Source organism: Acinetobacter sp. TTH0-4, assembly GCF_015602665.1.
Classification (GTDB): Bacteria; Pseudomonadota; Gammaproteobacteria; order Pseudomonadales; family Moraxellaceae; genus Acinetobacter; species Acinetobacter albensis.
Map to the genome: position 1 here is coordinate 1,244,404 of NZ_CP059079.1, position 14,920 is coordinate 1,259,323.

General features: G+C 34.5%; 11 protein-coding genes. 3 read left to right on the forward strand and 8 right to left on the reverse strand.

Translation table 11 applies throughout. The features are described from left to right. Nucleotides 1–749 precede the first annotated feature (749 nt). A complete protein-coding gene (locus H0S58_RS05785; RefSeq protein ID WP_053577868.1) occupies nt 750–1,214 on the forward strand; it encodes a BLUF domain-containing protein in 465 nt (154 codons plus the stop codon). Between the two features lie 150 nt (nt 1,215–1,364). On the opposite strand, the gene H0S58_RS05790 is transcribed toward H0S58_RS05785, so the two are convergent. The 6 genes from H0S58_RS05790 to plsB form a co-directional block, all read right to left on the reverse strand. Beyond that, nucleotides 1,365–1,685 (reverse strand): hypothetical protein, encoded by a 321-nt coding sequence (locus H0S58_RS05790; RefSeq protein ID WP_195727410.1) that lies wholly within the window; start codon nt 1,683–1,685, stop codon nt 1,365–1,367. 570 nt (nt 1,686–2,255) lie between these two features. Beyond that, on the reverse strand, nt 2,256–3,545 hold the full coding sequence (locus tag H0S58_RS05795; RefSeq protein WP_053577871.1) for a mechanosensitive ion channel family protein: 1,290 nt from the start codon (nt 3,543–3,545) through the stop codon (nt 2,256–2,258). Nucleotides 3,546–3,846: 301 nt separating this feature from the next. Then, the gene (locus H0S58_RS05800; protein WP_053577872.1) at nt 3,847–4,383 is read right to left on the reverse strand and encodes a DUF2058 domain-containing protein; all 537 of its coding nucleotides are present in this window, start codon (nt 4,381–4,383) and stop codon (nt 3,847–3,849) included. A gap of 469 nt (nt 4,384–4,852) precedes the next feature. Next, nucleotides 4,853–6,040: a serine/threonine transporter SstT gene (gene sstT / locus H0S58_RS05805; RefSeq protein WP_092720670.1), complete on the reverse strand. Its 1,188-nt coding sequence runs from the start codon at nt 6,038–6,040 to the stop codon at nt 4,853–4,855. Nucleotides 6,041–6,331: 291 nt separating this feature from the next. Then, nucleotides 6,332–8,047 (reverse strand): SulP family inorganic anion transporter, encoded by a 1,716-nt coding sequence (locus H0S58_RS05810; RefSeq protein ID WP_195727411.1) that lies wholly within the window; start codon nt 8,045–8,047, stop codon nt 6,332–6,334. Nucleotides 8,048–8,217: 170 nt separating this feature from the next. Continuing rightward, nucleotides 8,218–10,746 carry a glycerol-3-phosphate 1-O-acyltransferase PlsB gene (gene plsB / locus H0S58_RS05815; RefSeq protein ID WP_195727412.1) on the reverse strand — a complete coding sequence of 843 codons (2,529 nt, stop codon included), beginning with the start codon at nt 10,744–10,746 and terminating at the stop codon, nt 8,218–8,220. A 266-nt stretch (nt 10,747–11,012) separates the two neighbouring features. On the opposite strand from plsB, the gene cysK reads away from it, so the two are divergent. Continuing rightward, the gene (cysK, locus tag H0S58_RS05820) at nt 11,013–12,011 is read left to right on the forward strand and encodes a cysteine synthase A (RefSeq protein WP_195727413.1); all 999 of its coding nucleotides are present in this window, start codon (nt 11,013–11,015) and stop codon (nt 12,009–12,011) included. 165 nt (nt 12,012–12,176) lie between these two features. Continuing rightward, on the forward strand, nt 12,177–13,112 hold the full coding sequence (locus tag H0S58_RS05825) for a LysR family transcriptional regulator (RefSeq protein WP_092720666.1): 936 nt from the start codon (nt 12,177–12,179) through the stop codon (nt 13,110–13,112). A 24-nt stretch (nt 13,113–13,136) separates the two neighbouring features. Here H0S58_RS05825 and H0S58_RS05830 read toward each other — a convergent pair whose 3' ends face one another. Continuing rightward, on the reverse strand, nt 13,137–13,745 hold the full coding sequence (locus H0S58_RS05830) for a TetR/AcrR family transcriptional regulator (protein ID WP_053577878.1): 609 nt from the start codon (nt 13,743–13,745) through the stop codon (nt 13,137–13,139). 294 nt (nt 13,746–14,039) lie between these two features. Beyond that, entirely contained in the window at nt 14,040–14,816 is a 777-nt protein-coding gene (gene pcaD / locus H0S58_RS05835) for a 3-oxoadipate enol-lactonase (RefSeq protein ID WP_195727414.1), read from the reverse strand. Nucleotides 14,817–14,920 lie beyond the last annotated feature (104 nt).

Consider the following 14,920-nt stretch of genomic DNA (forward strand, 5'->3'; position numbering starts at 1 on the left):
CTCGAGATGATATTCAATTCAGCCAAGTTAGCATGTCGTAAATAGCAGCAATACATGAGCTAAGTCAGCGAATTAAGTTAAATTGGATTCAAAAAGAGTGATTAGATACAAAAATAAAATGCCTTCAATTGACCTATAAAAAAAATCATCTCACAAAATGAACAGCTCGGATCATGATGAATTAAATCGCTTTTCTAAAGATATAAGCATTTATCTTAAATCGTGTAGTGCCTTTTTATTGGCTTGTACCAGCCCGAATGCTAAGCGTAATTTGATCATTTAGTATAATAATGGGGTATTTAAATATATAATAATGCTGTTATCGCGCTTCATGAGTCATGAGGTCGTAGTGCAATTTGTGGTTGATCCAATCGTTAAATGATGATTGCCATTTAAATGCCCTAAAATGTTTTACAAGTTTAGTTTGTTATCAACAGACCAGAGAGCACTTCTTGATTTCAATACCTAGTCAAGTTTGGAGGAACAACCAGTTTAATGGTTGGCAGTAAAGGTAAAGTGAGTGGTTTCATCGAGACTAAGTAAATGATCTTGGTGATCATCTGTTTAAGTCTATAGATTAGAAAGGATAGACTTTAGACCACTTTTTTATATAACAATCAGTGCCATTCGAAGTCTAAATTATGATTGGAATCATTTTTTTTAAGCTTATGTCATGTGTATAGAAAATGTCTGTATCAATTCATTTTTTGAATTTTATACAGATTTTAAAAAGTAATTAGGTAAATACTATGAATGACATAAGATTATTATATGTAAGTAAATTAAAAAGTACCGCGAATTCCATGAATGAGTTGTACAATATTTTGACTGAGGCCTTAAATTTTAATGGACCGAACCGCATTTATGGCGCGTTGTATTATGGCAATAATTATTTTGTACAGTGCTTAGAAGGTGAAAAAGACACAGTAGAACATCTTTTTTACAAGAAAATTTTAAGAGATCCTCGTCATGAAAATTGTGAAATTTTGTCTTTAGAAAATATTGAGACCCGCATTTTTACTGAATGGCATATGAAATATGCTATTTTTCACAAAGAAGTTTTAAACTTCTTTTCTGAACATCATCTTGATGATTTCAATCCTTATTTATTAAATTTGAAAACTATTCCACTTTTTATTGAACTCTTGAGTAAACAGCCAGATGGTTTTGAAACCTTAAAAATTCAGGATTCTGAGTTAGATAGTACTGCCTAACGGTTAGTTAAAGAGTTTTGATGCTATAATTTCTTCAAAAGCGTAACTGTTGATTTTACGCTTTTAATTTATTTTAACGTCAGTCAATATCATGATGAACTGACATTACTCAATTTAAGTGTTTTCCAACAGTATCATTCAATTGTACATTTATTTTTTCGTTTTTAATAATGTATCTGCTTCAACTATAAACGCTTTCTGTTTAGCACGTTGCCATAAACATAATTCTCGTCCAAGCTGATTTTTCATATGGGCTTGAGGATAGCGACCTTCTAACACAATCGCTGAATATCCTACACGATCATCAAAGGGCATAATGTCGCTGACCACCTTGGTCTTTTTTAATTGACTGGCTTTTATACATGCTGTTTTTAAGTTCTGATCATTTTTTTTCCATGCTTGTTCTGAACTGGCCTGCGCCGTATAAGAAACAAAGCATAAGCTGAATAAAATAATATGAATCGATTTCATTATTTTTATCCCTTAATTTTAAATATTAAATTGAATCATACAACGTGAATCGTAATTTTAAGCGCTAATTTACAATACTTAAAAGTTTTGATTCAATTCTATCCATATTTTTATTGATTCTACAGATGATCTTTTACAATTAAATCATTACAGATTGCCTTATAAATGAAATCAAAAAAGCAATTTAGAATGGCTATGATAGAAAAATAATGAAGGAGAAATTTCATGTATACCATTCAAAAACCAACGTCTGGTGAATAACGTACTATTAACAAGGTACTTGGAGATGAAGTCACTTTAGCGAAAGCTCAAGATAATGCTGGATATTATGACTTACACAATCAAGAGTTTATTCCTAAATTTAATGAACATCATGAAATTATTGGATTTTATGAAATTGAAGATCAAGCTGTTATTTGGGAAATTATTCTTTAATCGTAGTTCGTATCAAATTAAGTCGCTTTGATATCAAAATTTATAGCTCTAAAAGTGAAAGTATTGATAAAAACCAAGCGCTCAATTGAGCGCTTGGTTTTTAATTATTTTAAATTTAGAAAATGGAATACAGTCTTAAACTTTAGATGTACCATGATGAAGATCATTTAAGTCTGAATCATTGATGTCAGAAGAAGGCAGCATTGTCTGAAAATCTATACCAGCAGGAGCTTGGTAAATGCGTAAACCAAATTCAGGAATAATGGCAATTAAGTGATCAAAAATATCCGACTGGATTTCTTCATAACTTTTCCATGCTGTCGTATTGGTAAAAGTATAGATTTCAAGTGGCAATCCTTCACTGGTGGGTTGTAGCTGACGAATGATTAAGGATTGATTTTGAGCAATGCCTGGGTGCTGTTTCAAGTAAAACTCTACATAGGCACGAAATGTACCTAAATTGGTCAAGCGGCGCTGATTATAACGTGATGGATTGCTCAATTGCTGATTGAAAACTTCTAACTCTTGATTTTTGGTATTGAGGTATTGGTCTAATAATAAAAATTCTTTCAGTTTGCGTTGCTCTTCATGTGTCATAAAGTGAACGCTACTTTGATCAATAAAAATCGATCTTTTAATACGTCGAACGCCTGCATCAGCCATACCACGCCAATTTTTAAAAGTATCTGTTACCAATTTGTTGGTCGGAATAGTGGTAAATGTTTTATCAAAATTTTGAACGGTAATCGTATGTAATGACATATCAATGACATCACCATCTGCATTTAGTGTTGGCATTTCAATCCAATCGCCAATACGCACCATATCGTAAGATGAAATTTGTACTGAGGCCACCAAGGATAAAATCGTATTCTGAAATACCAACATCAGCACCGCGGCCATGGCACCGAAACCCGCAAGTAATGTAAACACATCCTTTTTAAGGAATGTACCTAAAATCATTAAACCGCAGACAATATAAAGAATAAGCTTAACCAGTTGTAAATAACCTTTAATCGGCTTATTTCTAGACTTAGGATTACGTTGGTAAATTAAATTAAAAATATTCAGAAATTCACTGATCGCTAAAGCCAAAGTCAAGAAGATAAAAGCTTGCGCCGCCATTTGGATAATTGTGATTAGCTTTTCTGAAATGTGTGGAATTGTGGCTATTCCATTCATGATCACCAGCGCAGGCACAATATTTGAAATTCGACGAATCACATTATGTTGAGCAAAAATATGAGAATTTGCCGATTTCATTTTACTGACAAGTTTTCGAATACCACGTACCACGACTTGTTTAGCAATTAAATTTGCCAAAACAGCGAATAAAATCAAAAGTGTTAAAGACGTCAGCATTTCTAACCAAGGATATTGATCTGACCAATCTTGAATACTTTGAATAAAGTTAAACTGCTGCAAATTACACCTTCAATAGCTTTATTAAAAATTATTTATAGTTTATATAGTTATGTTTATTACATCATTAAAGATAACGTTTTATATACATGAATCAAAAAGGAAGTAACCTGTTTTTTGCAAAGTTTTAAAAGTTGAAAAATAAGAAAATGAATAACAGGTCTCTTTATTCTCGTTTAGGCTTATATATTTCATGCTTGATTGCGCGTCAGTTTCTAATTTTTGAACCGTGAATGACAAAAATGCCGATACGGATATCAGCATTGAGGCTTTTAAAAACTAAATAAAATAGAAGTGAAAATAATCACCACATTAAATCATCAGGAATAACATAGGCTGCGTAGGGATCTTCTTCATCTGTAATCTGTTCATTTTTTTCAGAATTATTGACAATAATAAAACCCGTCATTTTATCATTAATACGCTCTGCCAGAGCCTTGGGTAAAATTGCATAGCTTTCACCATCTTTTGCAATCACCAATGAACCTGAAACCAGCGCATTATAAATTTGTTGATTCAAATACATTTTTTTGATTTTACTTTCATCAATAAATTGATAAGACACATCGCCATCTGTCTGCATAATTTTATGCTGATGAATCATTTGAATAATAGCGGCTTTTAATTCCTTACCTTGCAATAGACGCTTTTTTTCGAGGTCTAGTGCTTGATCTTTAGCCAATTTTTCTTGTTTATCTTGTGCAATTTTCGCTTTTAACTCTGCTTCTTCACTTTGACCTGTACGTTGCTCATGAACAGCTTGTTTAGAGAGTTTTTTTGCCTTTTTATTGTCAACTAAGCCCGCTTTAAGTAATTGGGCCTGTAATGCATTTTTGACCATGATAAATTCCGAAATGACTTCTGATGAGCATGATAACCAAAATACCAGCCTCAATATACGGTGTACAGCCTAGAAATTAACCACGCAGAAATTTGAGCCTAATGATTGAATTAGAACAGTAAGCTTGATTAATCAGTGAGAGCTTTATGATTAATCAATATTCTATGGGTTAAATGCATGTTGATGCTGATTAAAAGTAAAGCCTGATGGGAAAGGGCAATACAAAAAACAAGTATAAAAAAGCCACTTTAGTAAGGAATTTCACCATGATATTCCTTGTTAAAGTGGCAATTTCCTAAAATAAAATGGCAATCAAATGAATTAGAAATTTAATTCAAGTAATTTAATTGAAGATACTCACACTCAAATCGATCATCCTTTTTAAAGTTCAGTTTAACTAAATAGGCTTGAACAAAATCTGAATATCTTAAAAAGATTTAATCATTCAGCATTTCTAGATCCACTGCGGTTAATTCAGATCAACTGCAGCAGTAAATAACACATCAGTAGAAGAGTTTAATGCTGTTTCAGTCGAATCTTGCAATACACTAATGACCATGCCAATGGCAACCACTTGCATAGAAATATCTGAGCTAATTCCGAATAAACCACAAGCCACAGGAATTAATAGTAAAGAACCACCCGCAACTCCAGATGCACCACACGCTGAAACTGTGGCTAAAACCGATAACACCAACATCGTTGTAAAATCGACAGAAATACCCAAAGTGTTTACAGCAGCTAAAGTTAAAACTGTAATGGTGACAGAAGCACCTGCCATATTAATAGTTGCACCTAAAGGAATAGCAACACTCGCAGTCGATTCTTTAACGCCTAAGCGTTTGGCTAAATCTAGATTGACAGGAATATTCGCAGCTGAACTACGGGTGAAAAATGCAGTAATTCCACTTTCACGTAAACATGTAAACACTAGAGGATAAGGGTTTGAACGTGTTACAAAAGCGACCATGATTGGATTGATAACCAAAGCCACAAAGAACATGGTTCCAATCAGCACAGCAAGTAATTGAATATAACTTTCCAAGGTACTTAAACCCGCTTCAGCAAAAGTCACGGCCACCAGACCAAAAATACCGATAGGAGCAAAATTAATCACAATCCGAATCACATGATTAACCGCATTTGCAGCATCAGTTAACAGTACTTTGCTGGTATCACTTGCATGACGAAATGCGACACCCAGTGCAACTGCCCAAGCCAAAATACCAATAAAGTTTGCTTCACCAATCGCAGTAATAGGATTTGCCACAAAACTTAAAAGCAAATTCTTTAAAATTTCGATCAAGCTACCGGGTGGTTGTAAGTCAGTTTGTGTCGGAATATCTAAAAATAAAGTACTCGGGAACAAAATACTGGCAGTCACTGCACTTAAAGCTGCAAGGAACATCCCAATGGCATACATGGCCATAATCGGTTTGATATTTGCACTATGACCGACTTTAAAATTTGCAATTGAAGCTAAAACCAATACAAACACTAAAATAGGCGCAACCGATTTAAGTGCTTTAATAAATAAGTCCCCTAAAAGGCTTAAATAGGGCGCTACATTAGGGAATAAAACAGCAACGCCAATACCTAAAATAATAGCGATAATAATTCTAGAGACTAAACTCAAACGCATTAAAGCAGAAAACATAAAGATGCCTTGTTACACATACGAGGACTAAAAAGAATACAAATATGGTCGGCATTTTATACCTAAAAGCATAAGGACTAAAAACTAATTTCTATATAAAAACTAAGTATTTATTTTTAAAGTTGATATTTTTGTATTTTAATTTTTTTTAAATCGCGATTTTAGACTTTAACAGGGTAAAACATGAAAAGTGGCGTTTAAAATTATGATCAACAGTAGCTTGTTGAGCATTTTATATGGAATAACGCCATTCAAGTTTAATCATTCATAAAAATCGAGATCATGGTGTATCTAAAGCATCTCGGGTGAAAGTGCTTGCATTGCTTGAAAATGGGTAAGATAAATTTTTCCACTTAAATGTTGCAGCAGTTTTGAATCTTGTAATTTATCCATTACGGGGCCTTTGACCTCAGAAAAGTTCAACTTGATATTCAGTTTAATTAATTCATTATTTATATCTTCCAGCATTTCTAAAGCACTAAAATCAATAGCACTCACACTGGAACAGTTGATAACCACATGCTCTAAATCTACATGTTGGCTGATGGTATTGATTAAAAAACCTTTTAAAGTATGTGCATTTAAAAAACTTAAGTTTTCATCAACCCGCATTGAAATCACGCGCGAAGAGGTTAATACCGAATGCCGTTGGACATTTTTAAAATGTTGCGTGCCTTCAAGTAAACCAATGACGGCAATATGTGGACGACTGATACGCCAGAGCAGCAGAATAAACGTTGAAATAATGCCAATGACCAGTCCCGTCGAAATATCAATGCACACCACGCCAAAAAAAGTAATCCACATCGCAATACCATCAGCTTTAGAGTAATGCCATGTTTCAATAAACGGTTTGAAATCGACTAACTTCCAGATTGAAACAATAATGGTTGCAGCAAGAATCGCGAGCGGTAAATCACGGAAAAAATCAGTAAAATATAAACTGACGATTACGATTAATAAAGAAGAAAAAACGCCTGCTAAAGGTGTTTTAGCACCAGAATCTGCATTAACCACAGTACGCGATAAGCTACCGGTAACAGGAAAGCCAGAACTTAAGCCAGCACTGACATTTGATAAACCTAACGCCACTAATTCTTGATTACTGTTTAACTGGCTACGCTGTTGTAATGCGGTCGCTTGTGCAATTGAAAGTGACTCTACAAAGCTGACCATGGCGATCATGGCCGCACCTGGTAACAAGGTCCAGATTAATTCGGCATTCCAGTGAGGGATACGAATAGGTGGAAAACCAGAGGGAATTTCGCCTACGGTTTTAATGCCAATTTCGTTCAGATTGAAAAAGTACACTGCTGTAATAGAAACAACCACCAAAACGAGTGGTAAGGCCTTCGATATAAAAGCGGTATTGCCTATCCAGTTTTGCATAGATTGAGTGTTTAATAGTTTTGGGATAAAAATGAGAAAGAGTAACGACAAAATACCAAAAATTAAGGTTTCAACACTACTAAAGCGAATATATTGCCAAATGCTCAATAAAAATTCAGGAATATTATTGGCTTTTAAGGGAATATCGACCAAGAATTTAAATTGCCCTAAAGCAATCAGTACCGCAGAAGCAATAATAAAACTTTTAATTACGGGGTGGCTAATCAGTTGAATCAAAAAGCCGAATCTAAAAACACCCAAGAGTAAAGAAATCACACCGACCATCAACGCAAGTAAACAAGCAGCTTCGATGTATACAGCAGAACCGACTTCAAATAAGGGGCTTAAAGTTGCAAAAGTCATCATGGAGATAATGGCAACAGGACCAATAGAGAGTGTAGGGCTGCCACCGACCATGGCATAAATGATCATCGGTAAAATGCTGGCATACAAGCCCATAATCGGGGGTAAGCCTGCAAGCATGGCATAAGCCATGCCCTGAGGAACCAACATCGCAATCACAATCAAGGCAGACAAAATATCGGATTTAAATTTGTCTGAATTATAGTGTTGAAGCCACTGCCAAGCAGGTAATAACTTTACTAAGCGTGTATTCAAAGCAGGCCTACTTAAAACTAAATCACTATTTAAGATATATTATGCATAAAAAGTGCTAAGAAATCTTAATCAAATGATTTTAAAAATATAAATAACTGATATTAAATGTATTTTAATAATACTGAGAAACAGGTCAGGCATTTAATTTCAGCTAAATATCTGCATATACCTCATTTCGAATCGAATGACTTCTTATTCATTTGTTTAAATACTTTCAATTCTTTTTCACTAAAATTAGCCGATTCCTGTATGGTTTGATACATATTCTGATCAAAACCTTTAAAAATAGCGGATATCTTATCTTCAAAATCGAGATGTAGAATAAAAATGTCCTGTTCAACACTGATCAATTGATTCTGTTTAAGAATTGAAATAAAGCTTTTTAAAGTGGCACTATCAAAGTAATAGCCCAGTTTAATTTTTTGCATCTGAGACAGTTTTTGCAATACGGCTTTACTCATATTTTCTAATGCTTTTAGATTTAATGACTCATCAGAAGCATATTGTTGAAGTAACGCGGCAATAATCATCATATTATTTAGACTAGAACGACATAATGATGCAAGCGTTGAAAGACTATTTTGCACGTGTTGATTTGATGAAGGATCAATTACGATTGAAATGCTTTGCTCTTGCGTTTTAATCCAGCCCAACTGTTCTAAACTTTTTACCGTCAGTGTAATTTGATGATCTAATTCATCTAAATTCCATTTTAAGAAAAGTTCTTCTTTGAAAAACGGATAAATATTTTTAATGCTATCGGCTAAAAAGTGAGAAGACATTTTTTGATAAGACTGGATGAGCGTTGCGATTAATGCGGGCAAAATAAAACAATGCAAAATATTATTGCTAAAGTAACTCAAAAGAATTTTTTGGCTTTCTGCTACGCGTATCCAAGGTTCATTATTTTGACTCAAACTTTCGACTTGTTTAAGTTTTATCGCATATTCGATGATTTCAGCACTGGATAATTCAGTCATCATCATTCTTGGGTCATATTGCGTGAGCTTTAATAATTGTCGATAGTCTATGATCTGTTGTTTTAATTCCTTATGACTCAAGGCATGCTGATCAGTATGGAGTAAAATGAGTGAAATCAATGAAATGGGGTTAATTACCACAGCTTTATTAATATTTTCTAAGATTGAATTTGCCACGTCATTAACGGTTTCAACGACAGGTTTCGGTAATTCATCATTTACCTTGAGTTGGATTTGGTTGGCTTGGTGGGTTGTTAGAATTTGATCTAAGAAAATCGGTTCACCAAAGTTGACATGGACTTGACCAAATACCTTTTCAATTTTACGCGCTGAACTTAAAATTCCCCAAATGGATTCTGCCTCTTTCGGTTTACCATTCAGTTCATTTAAATAAGCAGTTCCTTCAATCAGTTTTTCATAACCAAAGTAAGTTGGAATAAAAGCAATTGGTTTGGTTGCACCGCGTAAATGACTTTGTACCGTCATGGAAAGCATGCCTTTTTTAGGTGGCAGTAATAAACCCGTTCGTGAGCGTCCACCTTCAACAAAATATTCTAAAGGTGTATTACGTGAAAGCATGCTGTGTAAATATTCTTTAAATACAGAAGTATATAATTCATTTCCACTAAAAGTACGACGGATAAAATACGCACCTGCGCCGCGCATAATTTGACCCACAACAGGGAGGTTTAAATTAATTCCTGCTGCAATATGCGGGACCATTAAACCACGGTTAAAAATCACATAAGACAGCAATAAATAATCGATATGACTACGATGGCAGGGTGTATAAACGATTTCATAATCTTTGGCCAACTCACGCACAGTATCAAAGTTATGGACTTCAATGCCGTCATAAAGTTGTGTCCAAAGCTTGGTCAACGCGAGTTCTGCAAAACGTAAAGTGGAATAGGAAAAATCTGAAACCACTTCGGTCAAATAACCTTTGGCGCGATTTTCCGCTTCAAACATACTTATTTTATAGTCAATACTTTCTTTGCGAATCGCATCTTGTACAGTTTCAGTTTTCATTAATTTATTAATAAGATTACGACGGTCTGAAAGATCAGGTCCTAAAATCGCTTCTTTATATTTATAGAAATTAGTATTGAGTTCTTTAACCACTGAATGGGCTGGAGCAAAGTTTGGATATTCGGTTTTTGCTTTGACAATTGCGGCTTTCAAGGACAATGGTTTGTGAAATTCGATATAATTTTCACGTCCATAGAGTGAAATATTGAAAGCTTGCTTAATTTTGGATGGGGTAGACCATGCATCCGAGAAAAGTGCTTTAAACCATGAATCTTCATATTCAGGTGAACGTCCCCAAAGTACAGTAACAGGAACCAGTTGAATATCGTATTCAGGATATTTTTCTAAAATTTCGATTAAACGAATGAGTTTTGCCGAATAATGATAAGACTCATTTTTACTATGGGGACCATTTAAAGCCAGTATTGAATCTTCTTCAATTAATTCTTGAACGACCAAAGGGGCAAAAACTGAAGGAAGTTTACGGGCTTTTGCTTCTGTATCAATCAGCACGGTATTACTTAAAGAAGCATCTTGAAGAACATAACAGATGATTTTTTTATCTGAAGCATTATTAAAATTATTTTCTAATTCAGTGGTATTGCCTAAAACTTGAGGGCTCACGATTTTATCTAAAACTTTTTGCGTAAACTGACGATAGAATTGACGATAACCCTTATCAGACATTGTATTCTCTAAATCATTGATCATTTGATTGATATTGTGTGCAATAAGAAGAAAAAATACAAACCTTATTGATCATAAATAACGGATTTAAGTTGTAACGTTTTAAGAAAAACAACATCAAATGTTTTCATTTTTTTGTTTTTTAAATGCATTTAAAAGGGTTCTTGGTTCAACAAAATGAAAAGAGAAACCTATATTTTTCGGGTTTAAATGACTTATGATAAAACCTATACTTTAAAATTCAAAACAGCACTCAAGGAGTGAAAATGACAACAGATTCTGCGTTTCCCACCCCCCATAATTTAGGGATTGCCGTGTATGCCAATAATGCTGAATCTATAGGAAACACGCCATTAATTCGTATTAATCGCGTGATTTCTTCTTCAGCAACGGTATTGGCAAAAATCGAAAGTCGTAATCCTGCATTTTCAGTAAAATGTCGAATTGGCGCTGCTTTAATTTCAGATGCCGAAGAAAAAGGCTTACTGAAATCGGGTATGCGCATTGTCGAACCGACCAGTGGTAATACGGGCATTGCATTGGCTTTTGTGGCTGCTGCCAAAGGTTATGACCTGACGTTAACTATGCCTGCCAGTATGAGTATTGAACGTCGAAAAGTATTAAAAGCCTTTGGTGCACATCTGATTTTGACTGAACCTGCCAAAGGAATGAAAGGTGCGGTAGATGAAGCTGCTCGTTTAGCTACGGAACAGCCAGATTTATATTATTTACCTCAACAGTTTGAAAATCCTGCAAACCCTAAAATTCATGAGCAAACAACCGGTCCTGAAATTTGGGAAGCTACAGGCGGCAAAGTGGATATTTTAGTTGCAGGCGTGGGCACCGGCGGGACAATTTCTGGTATTTCACGTTATTTTAAACAAGTAAAAAACCAAGCTTTGTATTCTGTGGCCGTTGAACCTGCCGAATCTCCTATTATTGGACAAACTAAACGAGGGGAGTCCATCACGCCTGCACCACATAAAATTCAAGGCATTGGGGCAAATTTTATTCCTAAAAACTTGGACCTAGATTTGGTGGATGAAGTGATTGCGATCGAAAGTGCGGAAGCAATCCAGTGGGCACGTCAGACAGCAACTCAAGAAGGTATTTTAGTGGGTATTTCAAGTGGCGCTGCAATGGCAGCAGCTGCGCAGTTAGCGAATCGTCCAGAAAATGCAGGTAAAACGATTGTGGTGATTTTACCTGATGCAGGTGAACGTTATTTATCTTCAGTTTTATTTGAAGATATTTCTGCAGATTAATTTTTTAGTCACGAAGAGTTTGGCCTAAATAAACAACATTTGAATTTAAGCCAAACTGTTTTTTGTTCTATTTTTATTTTTAGGTTAAAAAGAGTATTGGAAATACAGCTCAAAAAGCAGATGATAGATTGTAATTATCCAAATGGAAAATAGGATTTAAAATTGGTGTTTGAACTTGATTGTAAATTACTCAGTGTTTTTCTTTATATTTACAAATATAAGAGTGTCTCTGTTGCCGCAGAATATCTGTCGATGAGTCAACCGACGGTGAGTAATATATTAAATAAAATCAGACAACACTATCATGATCCACTTTTTTTAAGAATTGGTAATGAGATGGTGCCTACAGAGCTGTCTAAACAATTGTTTCCACTGATCAGTGAAGCACTCAGTAAAATCGAAAATATTAATAATTTTACCGTTCATTTTGACCAATCAAGTTCACAGCAAATGTTCACCATTGCCATGACAGATGTATCACATTTGGTGTTATTGCCTAAAATTTCTCAGTATTTAAAAAAATACGCGCCCCATGTGCGTTTAAGTGTACGTGCAATTACTTCTGAAACCAGTTATCAAATGGCCAATGGAGAAATTGATCTCGCCATCGGTTTTTTACCTCATTTAGAAAATGGATTTTATCAACAAAAATTATTTGAACAATATTATGTGGTGATTGCGTCAAAGAATCATCCACGTTTGAGCCAAAATAAGTTAACGGTAGAGCAGTATATTCATGAATCGCATATTGATATTGATGCGGGAATGGGGCATTACCATATTGAAAATGAATTATTGAATTTACAATTAAACCGTAATATTTTAATGCGATTACCAAGTTATTTAGGTGTTGGTCTGGTGGTTCAAGAAACGGATGCAATTGCCACTGTGCCTTATTATTTAAGTGAAGTTTTATTATCACGTGGAAATTTACAGTTTTTTGATGCTCCGATTATTTTTCCAACTTATGCAGTAAAACAATACTGGCATATGTCTTGTCATCATAAAACCAGTCATCAGTGGTTGCGCCAAATGTGTTATGACTTATTTAGTCAAATTAGTGAAGCAAATGATCATTCAGAATCAAATGAAGATCTCTAGCTCATTTTTTATTCATATACCATATTATTCAATCGAAGATGATTTATCTGGTGTTAAAAGCGCTTGATTAATGCAGAGTGTGATTAAACGTTCACGTGAACCAATTGATTTTTGATAATGTGTTGAATTTAATAATAAACATGCACCATGTGTGACCATCCAAATATAAGACAAATAATCACGGATCGACATTGCACTGTCTAAAGATTTTAAATAGTCAGAAGTCATGTCTTTAATTTCAAGAATACGCGCTTCACGAATTTGGTAAAGTTCATCAAAAGATTCTTTTAGGTTCTTTTCATTATTGGTTAAACGCTCTTCAATCACGTGCAGTAAAATAGTGCGATTGGAATTTAACATGTGAAAGAGCATGTATTGTGAAAGATAAGTTTTAATGTTGTGATTATATTTTTTGGAAATTTCTAATAATTTTTTCTCATTTAAAATAATCAGTTCTAAATAAAGTTGATTTTTACTTTTAAAATGTTTATAAATTGTGCCTTTTGCAATATCCAGTTCAGACGCCAATTCGCTTAAAGTAATATCTTGATTATTATCTAGTAACAGGGTTTCTGCCATCGCTAAAATTTTCTCTTTACGTAATTGAAAATTTTGTTGGCGTACTATATTCATTGCAATATTCCAAAACAGATTTCAACGGCATATTTTATATATAGCAAAATATTGAATTTAATTCCATTATTCAAATAGATAAAAATTGAAATAAGAAGGTCAATATACTGATGTATAATTAATCCTGATGAATAAGTACTCAATAAATTTGAAATTGAAACTATTTTTTTTCGAACAAATAATAAAATGGTTCGCAGTACTTTTCAGCATTTTATTGTTTCATAAACTATTGTAGTCAATTATTTAAACAGCCCTACAACTTAGGTAAGGCTGAAAAATCTAAGGTTTTAAGATTTAAGCCATGAATTGTTGAATAATTTGATTAAATTCATTTGGTAATTCAATGTTTGATATATGCGAAGCGTTAATTTCAGACATTTTACTGTTTGGAATGCGTTCAATCATAAATTCAGCATCGGCCACAGTCGTAACAGGATCTTGCTGACCTGCTACAACCAGTACAGGCACCTTAATATCTTTAAGCTGTTCACGTAAATCTGCTTGAGATAGAGCTTCACAGCAACTTGCGTAACCTTCCGCACTTCCAGCTGCCAAATTATTTTGGAGCTTTTCAACCAAGGCCGCATCACGCTGAATAAACCCAGTGGTAAACCAGCGCGAAGCAGCAGTCGAAGCAATCGGTTGTAAACCTTGTTCGCGCACTAATGCAGCACGATCGTTCCACGCTTGTTCTTGACCAATTTTTGCAGCAGTGTTGCAGACAATCACTTGATTAAAACGTTCTGGTTGATGAATGGCTAACCATTGACCGGTTAAACCCCCCATAGAAATACCGCAGAACGTTGCTTTTTCAATGTTGAGATGATCTAGAAGCTGAACAACGTCTTGTCCAAGCTGCTCAAGTGTGTAAGGGCCTTGAGGTGCGCTCGATGCGCCGTGACCACGCGTGTCATAGCAAACTACGAAATAATCATGTTGAAAATGATCAATTTGTGGTTTCCACATCGAAAAATTAGTACCTAAAGAATTTGAAAAAATTAGCGCAGGTTTGGCAGAATCACCAAAGGTCTGATAATTAATTTCAGCATGATTTGAACTAAAAGTTGGCATAAAATTCCTTGTATTTTTTATCCCTTCTTCATCCTTCCTGAGCAAAAAATTTAAACCTTATTATTAAGATAAATAAATGGTCAAATCAGCTGCATAAGCAAGAA

Coding starts and splice junctions, on each gene's coding strand:
- H0S58_RS05830 (WP_053577878.1), bottom strand. CDS start 13,745: ATGAATATAGTACGCCAACAAAATTTTCAATTACGTAAAGAGAAAATT.
- cysK (WP_195727413.1), top strand. CDS start 11,013: ATGACAACAGATTCTGCGTTTCCCACCCCCCATAATTTAGGGATTGCC.
- H0S58_RS05800 (WP_053577872.1), bottom strand. CDS start 4,383: ATGGTCAAAAATGCATTACAGGCCCAATTACTTAAAGCGGGCTTAGTT.
- H0S58_RS05790 (WP_195727410.1), bottom strand. CDS start 1,685: ATGAAATCGATTCATATTATTTTATTCAGCTTATGCTTTGTTTCTTAT.
- H0S58_RS05785 (WP_053577868.1), top strand. CDS start 750: ATGAATGACATAAGATTATTATATGTAAGTAAATTAAAAAGTACCGCG.
- plsB (WP_195727412.1), bottom strand. CDS start 10,746: ATGTCTGATAAGGGTTATCGTCAATTCTATCGTCAGTTTACGCAAAAA.
- sstT (WP_092720670.1), bottom strand. CDS start 6,040: ATGTTTTCTGCTTTAATGCGTTTGAGTTTAGTCTCTAGAATTATTATC.
- pcaD (WP_195727414.1), bottom strand. CDS start 14,816: ATGCCAACTTTTAGTTCAAATCATGCTGAAATTAATTATCAGACCTTT.